We start from the raw sequence: 17223 nt of genomic DNA on the forward strand, positions 1-17223 counted from the left end.
CCTCGCCCCGGGGTCCACCTCAAGGAGACGACGATGTCCCGCACCCGCACGCTCCGTCCGACCGTGTCCGTCCTCGCCGCGCTCGCCCTCGGCGGCGCCGTGCTCAGCCCGCTGAGCTCGACCGCCGACGAGCACGGCACCTACACCAACCCGGTGAGCGAGTCGTTCGCCGACACCTACGCCGACCCGGCGGTGATCCAGGGCAAGGACGGCTGGTGGTACGCCTACGCCACCGCCGATCCCCTGCGCGCCGGTGACCCTCCGGGCATCGGGCACGTGTCCCGGACCAAGGACTGGTCGAGCTGGGAGTACCTCGGCACCCTCTTCACCGACGAGAACCGGCCCTCCTGGGCCGAGCCGACCGCCGGGCTGTGGGCCCCGGACGTGAGGTACGTCGACGGTCGTTACGTCCTCTACTTCACCGTCACCGACACCACGGTCAACCCCGGCGGCGACTCCGCCATCGGGGTCGCGACGTCCGACTCGCCCGCGGGGCCCTGGGTCCCGGCGGACGAACCGATCGTGCCGCCCCGGCCCACCGGTGACGGGGGCTTCTTCTGGACCTTCGACCCGGCCGGCTTCACCAGCACCGACGGGCGTCACTGGCTCTACTACGGGTCCTACTTCGGCGGCGTCCACGTCGTGGAGGTGAGCGCCGACGGCCTGACACCGGTCGGGGAGCCCACCCAGGTGACCGCCTGGGACCGCTACGAGGGCACCTACGTCGTCGAGCACGACGGCTGGTACTACCTGACGGCCAGCTCCGCCAACTGCTGCGCCGGGCCCGCGACCGGCTACTCGGTCTTCGCCGGACGGTCCCGCTCGCCGCAGGGCCCCTTCCTCGACGCCGACGGCCTCGACCTCAACGCCTCGGTCACCGGCGGCACGACCGTGCTCACGCAGAACGGCGAGAACGACTGGATCGGGGCCGGTCACCACGCGGTCTTCACCGACGCGCAGGGACGCGACTTCATCGCCTACCACGCGATCGACCAGGACGAGCCGTGGCTGACCGAGCCGTTCGGCATCAACCGCCGTCCGATGCTCGTCGACCGGCTGGACTGGGTCGACGGGTGGCCGCGCACCCGCGCGGGTGCCGGCCCGTCGGCCACGCCGCAGCCGCTGCCGGTCACCTCGTCCCTGCTGCCCGGGGACCCGGCCGAGCCGGCCACCGCGTTCGCGGGTATGGCGTCGGGCTCGGACCCCCAGGCCGGCGTCACGGGCGTGGTGCAGGGCACCGCGACGAGCACCGCCCCGGCACCGGCCGACGAGGCCCGGGTCCGGCTCGACGTCCGCGCCGACGAGGTGGTCTCGGTGACGCTGGGGGCCGCCCCCAAGCAGGTCCGGGTCACCCACGACGGGCCTGCGGGAGTGCTGCGGACCGAGGTCGTCATGGGCCGCAGGAAGGTGGTCAGCACCGGCACCGCCGTCCTCCCCGGGGGGGACGGCTGGCGCAGCCTGTCCCTGGAGGTGGCGGGCCGCGGCATTGAGGCGCAGGTGTCGGCCTCCGACCTCAACGACCCGATGGCGGTCGCCGCCACGCGGTTCCCCGGCTTCTCGCTCACCGCCGCGCCCGTCGTGCTCTCCGGTGACGGTGCCAGCGTCGACAACCTCACCGTGCAGACCGTGCACCAGGAGACCGCGACCCTCGCGCCCGTCCCCGAGCCCGGGGAGGTCCTCTTCCAGGAGACCTTCGCCGGGGCCCTCGACCCGTCGTGGTCGTGGGTGCGGCCGGACGACGGCATCGAGGTGGCCGGTGGCGACCTCGTCTGGCCGCTGCGGTCGGTGGACCTCGTCGGCGGCACCAACTCCGGTGCCCTGCTCCTGCGCGACATGCCCGCCGGCGACTGGATCCTCGAGACGAGCCTGACGCTCGACCTCGGGGAGGAGACCGTCCGCAACTACCAGCAGGCCGGGATCGTCGTCCACGAGACCGACGACGACTTCGCCCGCCTGGGCAGCGTCGCCATCTGGAACACCCGCACCGTGGAGTACGGCCGCGAGGTGGCCGTCGCCCCCGGCGACCCGCGCACGATCTTCGCCGGCGCGATCATCGGCGCCCCGGCGCCCACGATGTCCATGCGGATCGCGCACAGCACGAACGCCGACGGTGAGCACGTCTACCGGGCCGGCATCAGCCGCGACGGCGAGTCCTGGGTGTGGGGGGCCGCGTGGACCTTCCCCGCGGACGCGGACCCGCGCGTCGGTCTCTACGCGGGCGGCGGTGCGCAGCCCCCCGTCGAGGCGCGCTTCCACGAGGTGACCGTCTACGAGACGGCACCGTGACCGCCCACCTGCGCCACGGCATACCTCTCGGCCTGCTCGTCCTCGCCCTCTCCGGCTGCGCCGCGGAGGGCGAGGGGGAGGGCGCGGCGACGAGCGAGGCCGCGGACGCGTCCTCGACGAGCGCCCCCGGTGGGTTCACCAACCCCGTCTACGCGACCAACTTCGCCGACCCGCACATCCTGGCGGACGGGGACGGCGGCTACCTCGCCTTCGCCACCAACGGCAACGCCATGAACGTCCAGACCGCCACGAGCGAGGACATGGTCACCTGGCGCCAGGGCAGCGACGCCCTGCCGCAGCTGCCGTCGTGGTCCACGCCCGGCAAGGTCTGGGCCCCGGAGACGATCGCGTGGGCGGACGGCACCTACCGGATGTACTACACGACCGCGCTCGCCGGCCAGGACCGGCAGTGCATCTCGGTGGCGACGTCCGACACGCCGGCCGGTCCCTACACGGACGACTCCAGCGAGCCGCTGATCTGCGAGATCGAGGACGGCGGGTCGATCGACACCAGCCCCTTCGTCGCCTCGGACGGGACGGCGTGGCTCTACTGGAAGAACGACGGCAACCACATCGGGGTCGACACCTTCATCCGGGCGGCGCGGCTGTCGGAGGACGGGATGAGCGTCGAGGGGGAGACGACTGACGTGCTGCAGCAGGACCTGCCGTGGGAGGACATGCTCGTCGAGGGCCCCTCGCTGTGGGAGCACGACGGGCGCTTCCACCTCTTCTACTCCGGCAACGGCTTCTGGACGGACCGGTATGCCGTGGGGCACGCCGTCTCGGACAGCCCCACGGGCCCGTTCGTCAAGGACGAGGAGCCGGTGCTGCGCGGCAACGACGTCGCCGCCGGGCCGGGCCACAACTCGCTCGTCGAGGTCGACGGCCAGGTGTGGATGGTCTACCACGCGTGGGTGCCCGGCGCGGTCGGGGACGACTCCGTCGGACGGCAGATGTGGCTGTCCCGCGTGACCTTCGCCGACGACGGGTCGGTCGAGGTCGAGCCGCCCACCGTCTCCTCCCCCATCGCACCGGAGAGCTGATGACCCACCACCAGGACATCCCCCGCCCCGAGCACCCCCGACCCCAGTTCGTCCGCGCGGAGGAGAGGTGGCTCAACCTCAACGGCTCCTGGCAGTTCGAGCGCGACCCCTCCGACTCGGGGCTGGAGCGAGGGCTGGTCGGGCGGGAGCTGGAAGGGTCGATCCTCGTCCCTTTCTGCCCGGAGTCCGAGCTGTCGGGCATCGCCGACCCGGACTGGCACGAGGCGGTGTGGTACCGCCGCACCGTCGAGCTGCCGGACGCCTTCCCCGAAGGTGACCGGGTGCTGCTGCACTGCCAGGCCGTCGACCACGACGCGACCGTCTGGCTCGACGGCGTCGAGGTGGGGCGGCACCGGGGCGGGCACACGAGCTTCACGCTCGACCTCACCGACGCGCTCGCGGGCCGCCGCAGCGGCACCCTGGTCGTCCGCGCGCGCGACCCGCGTCACGAGCCGTTGCCGCGGGGCAAGCAGGCGACGTGGTTCGCCAACACCCACTGCCAGTACACCCGCACCACCGGGATCTGGCAGACGGTCTGGCTGGAGTCGGTGCCGACGGCATACCTGGAGCGACCCCGGATCACGCCCGACGCCAACGTGGCTCTCGACCTCGACGCCACGGTGCGTCACGGCAGGGTGGGGCAGCGGGTGCGGGCGGTCCTCTCCGACGACGCCGGGCAGGTGGCGGTCGCCGAGACGCGGGTGGGCCTGCAGATGGTGCCCCGCCTGCGGCTCGAGGTGCCCGAGGACCGGCGGCGGGTGTGGCAGCCGGAGGACCCGCACCTCTACGGTCTGACGTTCGAGCTGCTCGACGCGGGAGGCGAGGTGGTCGACCGGCTCGACTCCTACGCGGGGCTGCGGACCATCGCCGTCGAGGGTCACAAGGTGCTGCTCAACGGCCGGCCGGTCTTCCAGCGGCTCGTGCTCGACCAGGGCTACTGGCCGGAGTCGCTGATGACGGCGCCGAGCGAGGAGGCGCTCGTCCGCGACGTCGAGCTCGGGTTGGCAGCGGGTTTCAACGGCGCCCGGATCCACCAGAAGATCGCCGAGGAGCGCTTCCTGCACCACTGCGACCGGAGGGGTTACCTCGTCTGGGGGGAGTTCCCCGACTGGGGGGTGTCGGGGCAGGGTCCGGCCGGGCACAACCAGAAGCCGGGTGCGACGTTCGTGGCGCAGTGGGTGGAGGCGGTGGAGCGCGACTACTCGCACCCGAGCATCGTCGGCTGGTGCCCGCTCAACGAGACCCACCAGTATCTCCACGACCGGTTCACCGTCCTGGACGACGTCACCCAGGCCATGTACTGGGCCACCAAGGGGATGGACCGCACCCGGCCCGTCATCGACGCCTCGGGCTACAGCCACCGGGTCCCCACGACCGACGTCTGGGACAGCCACGACTACACCCAGGACCCCCGGGAGTTCGCCCAGGTGATGGGCGGGCTGGCGACGGGCCGCCCGCACACCAACACCGGGGAGAACACCGGGTCAGCGGTGCCCGGTGCTCCGGACTACTCCACGCCGTACGCCGGCCAGCCCTACTTCTGCAGCGAGTACGGCGGGATCTGGTGGGTTCCGCCGCAGGAGCGCACCGAGGAGGACGCCACGAACGACGAGGGCGAGTCGTGGGGGTACGGCAACCGGCCCGCCGACGAGGAGGAGTTCTACTCCCGCGCCGAGGGGCTGACCCGTGTGCTCGACCAGGACCCGCTGATGTTCGGCTACTGCTACACCCAGCTCACCGACGTGTTCCAGGAGAAGAACGGCATCTACGCCTTCGACCGGTCGGCCAAGCTCGACATGGAGCGTGTGCGGGCGATCTTCGACCACCCCTCGGCGTACGAGGCCGCCGGCTGACCGCTGCCGCCGCCGCGACGCCCCTCGCTGCTCACAGGCGGCAACCCTGCGCAACGGCGGATGCATCCCCCTGGAGGTGTGACTCGGCGCCTGTGAGTCGGGGAGGGGGGACGGGGAGTGGTGGCCGCGCCGCTCAGTCCCGGCCGGCCGCGAGCACCAGCGCCCGGGCCAGGACGGCGGCGGCGGTCGGCAGCGGGGCGGTGTCGTAGGTCATCGTCGGCACGTGCAGCCCCGGCGTGAGCCCGACGCCGACCGCGAGCATCGCCGACCGCAGCCCGGGCCGTGCGACCGCGTAGTGGTGGAAGTCGTCGGCGCCGGTGGTGACGATCTCCTCCCGCAGCGCCTCCTCGCCGGCGACCTCGCGGATCGCCCGGGCCAGCGTCGCGGCGGCCTCGGGGTGGACCTCGGCGCCGGGGGTGCCCCCGTGCCAGTGCACCTGCACCTGCACGCCGTACGTCGCGGCGATGCGGACCACCGCCTCGTCGACCCGCTCGCGCAGCTCGGCGATCACCGCGTTGCGCTGGGCCCGCAGGTCGAGGGCCACCTCGGCCGTGCCGGGGATGACGTTGAGGCTCGCCCCGCCGGCCCGGACGCGGGTGATCTTGGCCGAGTAGGACTCCGCCGGGTTGAACCGCAGGGCGGGCAGCACCTGGTGCAGCGCCACCACGGGGTCGACGGCGTTGCGCCCGAGGTGCGGCCGCGCACCGTGGGCGTCCTCCCCGGTGAAGGTCACCAGCCCGGTGAGCGAGGCCCCGCTGTGCAGCGCGGGCGCGAGCTCGCCGGCGGCCAGCTCCTCGACCGGTCGTAGGTGCAGCCCGAACAGGTCGGTGACCCCCTCCAGCGCGCCCCGCTCGAGCAGGTCGAGCGCCCCCTCGCCGGTCTCCTCCGCGGGCTGCAGCAGGAACCGCACCCCGACCCCGTCCGGCAGGCGCTCGCCGACCAGGAGCGAGGCGACCCCCAGGACCACCGCCATGTGCGCGCTGTGACCGCAGGAGTGGACGGCATGCCCGTCGGCGTCCTCACCCGTCCAGATCGCGTCGAGGTCGGCACGCACCGCGACCCACCGCGGTCCGTCCCCCAGCTCCGCGACCGCCCCCGTGCGCCCCTCCACCTCGGTGGCGGGAACGCCCAGGCGGGCGAGCTGCTCCACGAGGTATGCCGTGGTGCCGGTCTCCCGATACGCCGGCTCGGGGTGCGCGTCGAGCCAGGCGTGCCAGTCGAGCACCTGCCGGGTGAGCTCCGGGGTCACGTCCACGTCATACCTCCTGGCGGTCGGGGCGGGCGTCGCCCACGATGCCAGACGACCTCGCTGGCACGATGGCCCGATGACCCGCGACCTCGACCTGACCCTGTTCGGCGCGACCGGCTTCGTCGGGCGGCTGACCGCCGAGCACCTGGCCGCGACGGTCCCCGACGGCGTCACGGTGGCGCTCGCGGGCCGGTCCGTCGCACGGCTGGAGGAGGTCCGCCGCGGACTCGGCCCCCGGGCCTCGGCCTGGCAGGTCGTGGTGGCCGACGCCCAGGACGTGGCCGGGCTGGAGGCGATGGCCGCCCGCTCACGGGTCGTGGTGTCCACGGTGGGGCCCTACCGGCGCCACGGCATACCCCTGGTCCTGGCCTGCGCACGTGCCGGCACGGACTACGCCGACCTCACCGGCGAGACCCTCTTCGTGCGCGAGGCGGTGGGGCGCGCGCACCCCACCGCCCGCCGGACCGGTGCGCGGATCGTCGTCTCGTGCGGCTACGACTCCGTGCCCTCCGACCTCGCGGTGCACCTGCTGCACCGCAGGGCGGAGGAGGACGGCGCCGGCGGGCTGACCGACACCACCCTGGTCGCCAGGGCCAGCGGAGGGGTGAGCGGCGGCACCGTCGAATCCATGCGGCTGATGGTGCAGGAGCTCGCGGACGACCCCTCGCAGCGGGCGGTCATGGCCGACCCCGAGGCGCTCTCCGGAGGGGTGGCGGGTGCCCCCGGCCAGGAGGACGTGTGGCGCCCCTTCGTGGAGGAGCGCACCGGCCGCTGGGTGGTGCCCTTCTTCATGGGGCCCTACAACACCCGGGTGGTGCGCCGCTCGAACGCCCTCACCGGCCGCCGCTACGGGGAGCGCTTCCGCTACCGGGAGCTGATGGCGACCGGGCGCGGGGTGCGGGGCGCGGCGCGGGCGGCCGGCGTGGTCGCCGGGCTCGGCGCGCTCGCGGCCGGGATGGCGACCCCGGGGGTGCGCCGGGTGCTGGACCGCGCCCTCCCGTCGCCGGGGGAGGGGCCGAGCGCCCGGGTGCGGGACAGCGGCTGGTTCCGGATGGAGACCACCACCACGACCGAGGACGGCACGAGGTATGCCGCGACCGTCGCCGCGCAGGGCGACCCCGGCTACCGCGCGACCGCGGTGATGCTGGGCCAGGCCGCCCTCGTCCTGGTGTCCACGCGCCGGGACGGGACGGCCGGCGAGGGAGGCGTGCTCACGCCGGCGGTGGCGCTGGGCGACCGGCTCGTGGCGGCGCTGCGGGCCCAGGGTTTCACGCTCGAGGTGCGGCGCGAGGAGGCCGGGCGGTTTGGGGCCGCGGGTCAGGACTTGGTCAGGGTTCGGTCAGGGTTCGGTCAAGGCTTGGTAAGAAGGCTGGTGCCCGGGACCGGCCCGTCCTAGCGTGCGGGCATGGACCGCACTGACCTCTCCCGCCGCTCCCTCCTCGGCCTCGGCTCGCTCGCCGCGCTCTCGATCCCGCTCGCCGGGGCGGGCACGGCCTCCGCAGCCCCCACCTTCCCCGACCCGGGCAGCAGCACGCCGCTCTCGGCGATCCGCAGCTACGGCGACATGGTCGACCAGCTGCAGGCGCTGGCGCGCAGCAGCCGCTTCCCGGTGACGGTGCGCACCCTCTCCCAGATCGGCACCCAGGAGTCGCTCTCCGAGCAGGGACGCGAGCTGTATGTCGCGACCGTCGGCTCCGGAGCGACACCGGTCTGGGTCCAGGGCCGGATCCACGGCAACGAGCCCTACGGGCTGGACTCGACGATGAGCGTGCTCAGGAGCCTGGCGACCAGCGGTGCGGCACAGTGGGCACGGATCCGCGAGGAGTTCACCGTCCACGTCATCCCGGTCTACAACCCCGACGGGTCCGAGGCGAACATCCGGGAGACCGTCCTGTGGGACCGGGCGGCCGACGCACCGCGGCTCGACGCGCAGGGACGGCAGCAGCGGATCGACCTCAACCGGGACTGGTCGCCGACCGGCTTCGTGGCGCGAGAGTCGCTGGCCTGGTACGAGTACTGGACGAGGGTGAAGCCCGCCTACGCGCTGGACATCCACCACCAGGGCCTCAAGCGGGACTACGTGACGGGGGAGGAGATCACCTTCTCCCTCGGGATCTCCCTCGCCCCCGGCGGCCCGACGCTGCCGACGCTGGAGGGCGGCGCCTACGACGTGCTGACGAGGCAGATGCAGAGCCACGTGTGGCTGGAGACGAAGGACTACGGGTTCGTCGGTATCGACAAGTACGACGTCGGCCACGGCACCGTGATCGACATCCGCGGCGGCGTGGTGTCGGCGATGATGCTGGGGCTGGACCACGCCGGCCTCAACCCGACCGGGCACAGCAACCCGGCGGTCTTCTTCGAGACCTCGGGCAACACCCGCGACGGCAACATCGGGCACAAGGCCCGCGGGAAGATGGTGCGGCAGAACGTCCTCGGCCTGACCGCCTGGCTCGACGGCCTGGCGGACGGGTCGGTGTTCCAGGTGGACCCGACGATCTGGGACGACCAGATCCCGGGGACGCCCGTCCTGCGCTACCTCACCGACTGGGGCGGCGTGATCCCGGCCTGAGGTGGGCGACCTGACACGATGAGGGCATGTAGCTCATCGTCGTGAAGTTCCCCGTCCGGCCCGAGTCCGTCGAGCGCTGGACGGACGTCGTCGCCGACTACACGGCTGCGTGCCGCGCGGAGGAGGGCAACATCTTCTTCGAGTGGTCCCGCAGCGTCGAGGACCCGTCCGAGTTCGTGCTCGTCGAGGCGTTCACCGACGAGGGCGCGGCCGCGCACGTGCAGAGCCCCCACTTCCAGCAGGGGATCGACGCGATGCGGCCGCACCTGTCGGCCACCTCGAGGATCGTGTCCCGACGGGTGGACGGTGACGGCTGGGAGGAGATGGGCGAGCTGCGGATCGGGTGATCGGCCGCGGGGGCGTCACGCCGAACGGGCACACCTGACCCGGTCCTGGGCGGATGCGCCCGGATCTGCAGATGTGCCCGTCCGGCGTGACAGCGGACGGCGTCAGTTGGCGATGCCTCCGCACAGCACCGGCAGGGTGGCCTCGAGCGGCGCCTGGTCCGTCAGCTCCGAGGGACCGGCGTCGAAGTCGTAGGTACCGCTGGTGTTGAGGTCGATCCCGTGCACGACGACCTGCGCGGTGTCGGCGTTGGCCAGCGAGTCCCCGTTCACGAAGGTCCTCGTGTAGCTCAGGCGGCCGTCGGCGTCGGCGACCGGGAAGCGGTCGAGCGCGAGGGCGCTGCTCGGGCTCGTGTCGCCCGAGGTGGTGAGCGAGGCGATGATGCCGCCGTAGGAGGGCGCCCCCTCGATGACGTTGACGAGGCCGTTCCCGTCGCTGTCCGCGGCGGGGCCGGGGCAGCCGAGGTCGGCCTGGTCGGTGAAGCCGTGCAGGTGCATCGCGTGGGGAAGGAGCGGCGCCAGACCCCAGGCCTGCACGCTCACCTGCACCTTGCCGTTGGGCAGCGCCGTGATGCGGGTCGACCCGCCCGCCTGGCTGTTGGGGACCGACTCCGCCTGGACGGGCGCGAGCCCGTAGGCGTAGGTCGCGACCCGCTCCGACGGGTTGCGGTCGTGCCCGGCCGAGGCCGGGGCGGCGGCACCCACCGCGGTGACGGCGGCGACGACGGCGAGGCTGGAGAGAGCTGCGCGGACCTTCATGATCACTCCTTCGTGGATCGGGCGACGTCCTGTCGCCCTGGTAGGAGGTCTTCGGAGCCGTGGGCCGGGGCGGATTGGACGCACGTGCCGCTGAACCGCCACCTAGGCTTCGGCTGTGCGGTGGAGCGGTGAGGGGAGCAGCGCCCGCCTGATGCTCGGCGCCAGCGCGCTCACCACCCTCGGCGCCATCCCCCCGTTCCTCGTCGGCGCCCAGGCGGTCCTGCTGATGCGGGACCTCGACTTCGGTCCGGCCGGGCTCGGGCTGGCGGTGAGCACCTTCTTCGCCGTGGCGGCGCTGGTGACGATCCTGGGCGGCTCGCGCCTGGAGCGGTGGGGCGACCCGGCAGGCCGGCTCGTGGCCGGCCTGCTCGTCGCGACCGGGGGCCTGGGTCTGGCGCTGCTCGTCCGGGACTGGCCCTCCCTCGTCGCGGCGATGGCCGTGCTGGGCGCCGGCAACGCGACCTGCCAGGGCACCTCCAACCGGACCGTCGCCACCGCCCTGCCGCCCCACCGCCGCGGCCTGGGGTTCGGCGTCAAGCAGAGCGCGGTGCCGGCCGCCATCATGCTCGGCGGCCTCGCCGTGCCCACGACGACGGCGGCGCTGGGCTGGCGCAGCACCTTCGTCGTCACCGGCCTCCTCGGTGTCCTGCTCGCGTTCACCGCCCTGACCTCCGCGCTGGCCGGCCGGCGCCGGCACCGCAGGACCGCGGCCGCTCGGCCCGGGGACGGTGCCGGGGCCGTCCCGGGGCGAGGTGGACGGCATACCCCCGAGGACCGGGACCGGGCGCCGTGGGGACCTCTCCTGCTGTGCGGGGTGGCCATCACCTTCGCCAGCGCCGCGGCGAACTTCCTCGGCGCCTACCTCGCGAGCTGGGCGCACGAGGTGGGGCTGACCATCGGCCAGGCCGGCCTCCTGATGGCGGCAGGCTCCGGCAGCTCGGTCCTCGTCCGCGTCGTCAGCGGGCTGCGCGCCGACGCCCGGCACGGCGGCAACCTGTCGGTCGTCGCGGCGATGATGCTGTCCGGGGCGGCGTGCCTGGCCCTGATCGGCGCGGTGCCGCAGGTGTGGAGCGTGCTGCTGTTCGGCTTCCTGGCCTTCGCGGTCGGCTGGTCCTGGCCCGGCCTGATGCTGTATGCCGTGGCGCGGGTGGGGCGGGACGCGCCCACCCAGGCGTCCTCGGTCGTGCAGGCCGGTGCCTTCGTCGGCGGTGCCCTCGGCCCGGTCGGGTTCGGCCTGCTCGTCGCGGGCCTCGGCTTCCGCGGCGCCTGGGAGGCCGCCGCGGCGGCCCTCCTCGTGGCCGGAGTGCTCACCCTCCTCGCCCGGCACGGCTTCCGGCGGGACCTGCGCGAGCGCCCGCCGACGGAGCCGTTCGCCTACGGCGGAGGTCGGCGGAGCCCCCGCTTCGTCACGAGGACCCGGGGCGGCTAACCTCCGCCCCATGGAACCTGCGACCCGGGGCCCCGCCTCGTCGAGCTTCTCCGACCACCTGGGTGTGCACGACGTCGAGGTCGGCACGGATCGCGCCGTCACCCGGATGGCCGTCACGGACGCGCTCGCCAACCGCAACGGCGTGCTCCACGGCGGCGCGCTGATGTCGCTCGTGGACCACTGCGCCGGCACGCTCGCCTTCGCGCTCTGCCCGCCCGGGTTCACCAACGTGACGCTCGAGGCCAAGACCAACTTCTTCCGCAAGGCCCGCGTCGACGACACGGTGACCGCGGTGGCCACGCCGCTGCACGTCGGCCGGACGACGCTCGTGGTCCAGGTCGTCACCACCCGCGGGGACGGCAAGGAGGTCTCGGCGACCACCCAGACCCAGCTGTTCCTCGAGTGGTCCTAGCCCCCGGGGCAGCGGGACGGGGCCCTCACGGCCTGGTCGCCACCTCCAGCAGCTCGAGGACGTGCTGGTAGGGACGCCCGGTGGCTCGCGTCAGCCCCAGCTCGCAGGTCCGGTTGTTGGACACGTAGGCGGCGTACTCCCGCCCCGCCACCTCCGCCGCCTCGGGCGCGGTCGCGGCGGCGGTCAGCTCCGGGTGCAGCATGCCCCGGTCCCCGGCGAAGCCGCAGCACCCCCACGCGACCGGCACCGTGACGTCGTCGCTGACGTGCCGGGCCACCCGGACGAGCGCGTCGGTGGTGCCCAGGTGGGTGCTCGAGCAGGTCGGGTGGACGACGACCGGCCCGGTCGCCGCGGTCACCGGGAGCCGGTCCAGGAGCGTGTCGGCGACCCACGCGGTCGCGTCGACGACCCGGATCTCCCGGTAGGCCGGATCGCTCCCCAGCATCTGCACGAGCCCCTCGGCGCACGAGGCCGCCTCGCAGACCACCGGCAGCGCTCCTGCCTCGCTCGCCCCGAGCAGGGCGGGGAGCACCCGGGCGGCCATCGCGGCATACCCGCCCCGGCGCCCCTTGGACTTCCACGGTGTCCCGCAGCAGAGCCCGCCGACCCCGTCCGGGACCCGCAGACCCACCCCGGCGCGCCCGGCCAGGGCGACGAGCGCCCGCTCGGCGCCGACACCGCCGGTGGCCGGCTCGGGCCCGAACATCGTGCCCACGCAGGGGGCGAAGTGCACCGCCGCGGCCCCGGGCACGGCCCCGTCGGTCCCGCCACGCCGCGGTCCGCCCCGAGGCAGCCCCCGGTCGTAGCGGGGGAGCGCGTCGTGGTCGACCACCGTGCGGCCCGCGCGGGTCAGCAGCGACGGCACCTGGGGGAGCACCCGTGCGGCGGTCAGGGCCGCCGACGCGGCGACCGTGCCGGCCCCCCACACCCGTGCCGCACCCCGCCACGCGACCTCCCCGACCGGCCCGGAGGCCTCGGCCCGCAGCCGGCGGGTGAGGTCGCCGGTGTTGATGAGGACCGGGCAGACCGTCAGGCACATCCCGTCGACAGCGCAGGTGTCGGTGCCGTCGTACTCGTACTGCTCGGCCAGCTCGGCCGCCAGGGCGTCGTCGCCGCGCAGCTGGGCCGCCCGCATCTCCCGCCGCACCACGATCCGCTGGCGGGGTGTCGTCGTGACGTCCCGCGAGGGGCAGACCGGCTCGCAGAACCCGCACTCGACGCACCGGTCGACCTCCGCCTCGACCGTCGGGGCGGTCTTGAGGTCCGCGAGGTATGACGTGGGGTCGTCCGAGAGGACCGACCCGGGGTTGAGCACGCCCCGGGGGTCGAGCAGCCGCTTGAGCTCGCACATCACCTCGTAGAGCTCGTCGCCGTACTGCCGCCGCACGAACGAGGCCATGATCCGCCCGGTCCCGTGCTCGGCCTTCAGCGACCCGCCCTCGCCGAGCACGAGGTCGACCATGTCCTCGGTGAAGGCCTCGTAGCGGGCCATCGACGCCGGGTCGGCGAACTGCTCGTTGAGCATGAAGTGGACGTTGCCGTCGCGGGCGTGGCCGAAGATGACCGACTCCGGGTAGGCGTGCCGCTCGAACATCTCGGTCAGCGCCAGGATGGTGTCGCCGAGCCGGTCGACGGTGACGACGACGTCCTCGAGGAGCGCGTTGGTGCCCGCCGGCCGCGCCCCGGCGACCGCGCTGTAGAGCCCCTTGCGCACCCGCCACAGGCCGGCGCGCTCCACCGGGTCGCGCGTCAGCGAGACCGGCACGGTGAGCGGGAGGTGGCCGAGCTCACCCTGCACGCGCGCGACGGTCTCCTCCAGGCGCGCCCGGTCGTCGTCCTGCCACTCGACTAGGAGCGCGGCGTGGTCGACGACCTCGAGGTCGGCGATCAGCCTGGGGCACAACGGGTCCTGCGCCGAGACGCGCAGCGACGCCGCGTCGAGGAGCTCGGCCGTCGCTGTCCCGGCAGCGACGAGCTCCGGCACCGACCCGGTCGCGCGCACGACGTCGTCGAAGACGAGCAGCCCGGTCGCCACGTGCGGGCGCACGGGCACCGTCCGGAAGGTCGCCGACGCGACGAACCCCAGCGTCCCCTCGCTGCCCACCATCAGCCGGGCCAGGATCTGGGCCGGCTCGTCGAAGTCGAGGAAGGCGTTCACGCCATACCCCATGGTGTTCTTCAGCGCGAAGAGGCGACGGATCGTCGCGACCGAGCCCGCGTCGCCACGCACCCGGTCCCGCAGCCTCAGCAGCCCCTCGTGCACGTCCGGCGCGGCCGCGCGCAGCTGCCCGGCGGCCCCCGGGTCGCCCGTGTCGAGGACCACCCCGGTCGGCAGGACGACCACGAGCGACTCCAGCGTGGCGTAGGTGTTGGCCTCCGTACCGCACTGCATCCCCGAGGAGTTGTTGGCCACCACGCCGCCCACCGTGCAGGCGCTCTCGCTGGCCGGGTCGGGGCCCAGCCGGCGGCCGTGCCGCGCCAGCAGCGCGTTCACCCGGCCGACGGTCACCCCCGGCCCGACCCGCACCCGGGCCCCGTCGTCGAGCACCTCCACGTCGCGGAAGTGCCGACGCACGTCGACCAGGACCGTGTCGGTCACGGCCTGACCGGACAGGCTGGTGCCGCCCGCGCGGAAGGTGAGGCTGGTGCCCGCGCGGTCGCACGCGGCCATCACCGCGGCCACCTGGTCCCGGTCCCCGGGCCGCACCACGAGCTCCGGGACGAGCAGGTAGTGCGAGGCGTCGTGGGCGAGCGCGTAGCGGTCGAGGGCGCGCGAGGACACCCGCCCCTCGCCCAGGGAGGCGGCCAGCTCCTCCTCCAGCCGGGCCCACCCGCCCGCCGGGCCGCGGTCCAGGTCGTGGTCGTGGTCGTGGCTCGCTCGGTCCATCGTCTCTCCTCGCCCGCCGCGCCGGCACGCACCGTCGCGTGGGGTCCATTAGACCCCCGACCGGGTGCGTCGTGGGGCGACGCGGCTGGGTAGCGTGCAACCCGTGGCCCGACAGCTCCAGCTCCTCCGCGCCAGCGCGCGCCCGCGACCGGCGATCCCCGGGCAGGGGATCCTCGACCCCTCGGTCACCACGATGCGCGTGCGTCCCCCGGACCTGGACCTCTACCTGCACGTCAACAACGGCGTGTACCTCCAGATGATGGACGTGGCGCGCAGCAACTACATCGCCGACCTGGGCGGGTTCCCGCTGCTGCGCGGGCGCGGCTGGTACCCCGTGGTCGCCGCGCAGACGGTGACCTACCGCCGCTCGCTCACCCTCGGCCAGCGCTTCGGGATCACCACGCGGGTGGTCGGCTGGGACGACCGCGTGGTCTACCTGGAGCAGGTCTTCGACCGCGGGACGGGGCGGATCGCCCGCGGGCTGGTCGCCGGCCGGTTCCTCACCCGCCGCAGCGGCGCCCGGGTGCCGGCGCCGGAGGTCATCGGTCTGCTGGACCCGGTGACACCCTCCCCGCAGCTCCCCGACGACGTGGCCCGGTGGGCGCGCGCGGTGGACGTGGCGCACCGCGTCTGAGGGGCTCGGGTATGCCGCGGGCCGGGGACCGCCGCCCGGCGCCGGACCTCCTCGGACGCCGGTCCGCCTCAGGTGCGGCTGATCGCCGCCTGCTCGGTCTCGGGGATCTCCTCCTCCAGCCGCGTGGACACCACCCGGCCGACCACCGCCACGAGCACGAGGCCGGCGACCACCGCGAGCAGACCCAGCCAGGTGCTGAGGGTGAGCGCGAAGACGACGTAGCCACCGAGCGCGACGACCGCACCGACCACGGCGTACGGCAGCTGGGTGGTGACGTGGGTGATGACGTTGCACCCGGCGCCCGTGCTGGACAGGATCGTGGTGTCGCTGATCGGCGAGCAGTGGTCGCCCCAGACCGCGCCGGCCAGGACGGCCCCGAAGGCCGCCAGCAGCAGCTGGTCGCCGCCCTCGACGGTGGTCATCACCTGGCCGGCGATCGGCAGCAGGATCCCGAAGGAACCCCAGGAGGTGCCGGTCGAGAAGGCCATCGCGCCGGCCAGGACGAACATCAGGGGGACGAGCCAGGCGGGGGGCAGGTCCGCCCGCTCGACGAGGGTGCCGAGGTACTCCCCGGTGCCGAGCTGACCGATGAGGGAGCCGAGCATCCAGGCCAGCAGGAGGATCCAGACGGCGGGCAGCATCGACCGCACGCCCTCCCAGGTCCCGCGGCCCAGGGTGGCGGCCGAGAACCGCGGGTTGGACGTCGTGTAGCGCACGTAGTAGTAGAGCGCCGCCGCGACCCCGAGCAGCCCGCCGTAGAGGAGGGCGTCGGTCACCGCCGTGTTGGCGAGCACGTCGAGGGGCGCCCAGCTGCCGCCCGCGCGGTAGCCGGTCCAGGTGATCCCCGCGAGCACCCCCACGACGAGCACGAGGAAGGGGATGACGAGGGCGCGCTTGGCGCCCGGCTGGTGGACGGGCAGGTCCTCGGCCAGCTCCCCGGGCACCTCCTCGGTCGCGTCGAAGGTCCGCCCCTCGGCGATGGCGCGCCGTTCCTCGCGCCGCATCGGCCCCAGGTCGAGCTGGAGGAGGACGACGATCCACACCAGGAGGACGGCGGCGATGGCGTAGTAGTTCATCACCGCGGCGCCGAGGAAAGCCTCCACGTCGCTCACCGCCAGGGCGGAGCCGGCCACGATCGGGGCCATGATGCCGATGATGCTGGCGCCCCAGCTGGAGAACGGGGCGAGCACCGCCACCGGGGCCGACGTGGAGTCGATGAGGTAGGCCAGCTTGGCCCGCGCCACGTGCATCCGGTCGGTGACCGGCCGCGAGACCTGCCCGACCGCCAACGCGTTGAAGTAGTCGTCGATGAAGATGACGATGCCCAGCACCGCGGGCAGCACGGTCGCCCCCCGGCGGGTGCGGATGCGTCCCAGCGCCCAGTCCGCGAAGGCGGCGCTGCCGCCGGCCATCATGACGAGCGCCGCGATGACGCCGAGCAGCAGCGTGAAGACGAGGATGTAGACGTAGGTGGTGTTGAGGCCGCCCTCCTCCCAGAAGATGCCGGAGAAGGCGTCCCACACCAGCCCCAGGGTGGCCAGGGGTGCCAGGTCGGCGACCAGGGCGGCGCTCGCGAGCACCCCGGCGCCCAGGCTGAGCAGCACCTTGCGGGTGGCGATGACGAGGACGATCGCCAGCAGCGGGGGAAGGACGGTGAGGACGGGCAGGGAGTCGGTCATCGGGGGCCGCCTTCGCACGTGGGGGTGAGTCCACGGTAGCGGCCGGCGAGCCTCAGCGGCCGCGGAGGACGAAGGC

General features: G+C 73.9%; 13 protein-coding genes. 9 read left to right on the forward strand and 4 right to left on the reverse strand.

The features are described 5' to 3' along the window. The first annotated feature begins 33 nt into the window (after positions 1-33). Genes D4B81_RS04865 through D4B81_RS04875 form a run of 3 tightly spaced genes read left to right on the forward strand, consistent with a single transcriptional unit; the run spans position 34 to position 5182 of the window. Complete coding sequence (locus D4B81_RS04865; RefSeq protein ID WP_122261334.1) at positions 34-2286, forward strand: glycoside hydrolase family 43 protein; 2253 nt, start codon at positions 34-36, stop codon at positions 2284-2286. Then, entirely contained in the window at positions 2283-3329 is a 1047-nt protein-coding gene (locus tag D4B81_RS04870) for a glycoside hydrolase family 43 protein (protein WP_202613570.1), read from the forward strand. Before D4B81_RS04865 ends, D4B81_RS04870 begins: the two co-directional genes overlap by 4 nt. Further along, entirely contained in the window at positions 3329-5182 is a 1854-nt protein-coding gene (locus D4B81_RS04875) for a glycoside hydrolase family 2 protein (protein ID WP_122261335.1), read from the forward strand. The genes D4B81_RS04870 and D4B81_RS04875 overlap by 1 nt, the downstream gene beginning before the upstream one ends. A 133-nt stretch (positions 5183-5315) precedes the next feature. Here the strand turns inward: D4B81_RS04875 and D4B81_RS04880 are convergent, their stop codons facing one another. Further along, positions 5316-6437, reverse strand: a complete 1122-nt coding sequence (locus D4B81_RS04880) for an amidohydrolase (RefSeq protein WP_161964988.1) — start codon at positions 6435-6437, stop codon at positions 5316-5318. A gap of 70 nt (positions 6438-6507) precedes the next feature. Between D4B81_RS04880 and D4B81_RS04885 the strand changes: the two genes are divergently transcribed. From D4B81_RS04885 to D4B81_RS04895, 3 genes are read left to right on the forward strand one after another with little or no spacing between them, the layout of a single operon-like run. Further along, entirely contained in the window at positions 6508-7827 is a 1320-nt protein-coding gene (locus D4B81_RS04885; RefSeq protein WP_122261441.1) for a saccharopine dehydrogenase family protein, read from the forward strand. Between the two features lie 9 nt (positions 7828-7836). Then, on the forward strand, positions 7837-9003 hold the full coding sequence (locus D4B81_RS04890) for a M14 family zinc carboxypeptidase (protein ID WP_122261337.1): 1167 nt from the start codon (positions 7837-7839) through the stop codon (positions 9001-9003). A gap of 35 nt (positions 9004-9038) precedes the next feature. Beyond that, the gene (locus tag D4B81_RS04895) at positions 9039-9350 is read left to right on the forward strand and encodes a putative quinol monooxygenase (protein ID WP_237565833.1); all 312 of its coding nucleotides are present in this window, start codon (positions 9039-9041) and stop codon (positions 9348-9350) included. A gap of 102 nt (positions 9351-9452) precedes the next feature. On the opposite strand, the gene D4B81_RS04900 is transcribed toward D4B81_RS04895, so the two are convergent. Beyond that, positions 9453-10106: a hypothetical protein gene (locus D4B81_RS04900; protein WP_122261338.1), complete on the reverse strand. Its 654-nt coding sequence runs from the start codon at positions 10104-10106 to the stop codon at positions 9453-9455. Between the two features lie 115 nt (positions 10107-10221). Here D4B81_RS04900 and D4B81_RS04905 point away from each other — a divergent pair, with 115 nt between their 5' ends. Continuing rightward, complete coding sequence (locus D4B81_RS04905) at positions 10222-11535, forward strand: MFS transporter (protein ID WP_122261339.1); 1314 nt, start codon at positions 10222-10224, stop codon at positions 11533-11535. A gap of 10 nt (positions 11536-11545) precedes the next feature. Then, a complete protein-coding gene (locus tag D4B81_RS04910) occupies positions 11546-11947 on the forward strand; it encodes a PaaI family thioesterase (protein WP_122261340.1) in 402 nt (133 codons plus the stop codon). A 25-nt stretch (positions 11948-11972) separates the two neighbouring features. Here the strand turns inward: D4B81_RS04910 and D4B81_RS04915 are convergent, their stop codons facing one another. Beyond that, the gene (locus D4B81_RS04915; protein ID WP_122261341.1) at positions 11973-14834 is read right to left on the reverse strand and encodes an FAD-binding and (Fe-S)-binding domain-containing protein; all 2862 of its coding nucleotides are present in this window, start codon (positions 14832-14834) and stop codon (positions 11973-11975) included. A 103-nt stretch (positions 14835-14937) separates the two neighbouring features. Between D4B81_RS04915 and D4B81_RS04920 the strand changes: the two genes are divergently transcribed. Then, on the forward strand, positions 14938-15468 hold the full coding sequence (locus D4B81_RS04920; protein WP_237565816.1) for an acyl-CoA thioesterase: 531 nt from the start codon (positions 14938-14940) through the stop codon (positions 15466-15468). Between the two features lie 68 nt (positions 15469-15536). On the opposite strand, the gene D4B81_RS04925 is transcribed toward D4B81_RS04920, so the two are convergent. Beyond that, positions 15537-17147 carry a Na+/H+ antiporter NhaC family protein gene (locus D4B81_RS04925; RefSeq protein ID WP_122261342.1) on the reverse strand — a complete coding sequence of 537 codons (1611 nt, stop codon included), beginning with the start codon at positions 17145-17147 and terminating at the stop codon, positions 15537-15539. Positions 17148-17223: the final 76 nt, after the last annotated feature.

Origin of the sequence: Ornithinimicrobium cerasi, assembly GCF_003702705.1 — a bacterium.
Lineage (GTDB): Bacteria > Actinomycetota > Actinomycetes > Actinomycetales > Dermatophilaceae > Ornithinicoccus > Ornithinicoccus cerasi.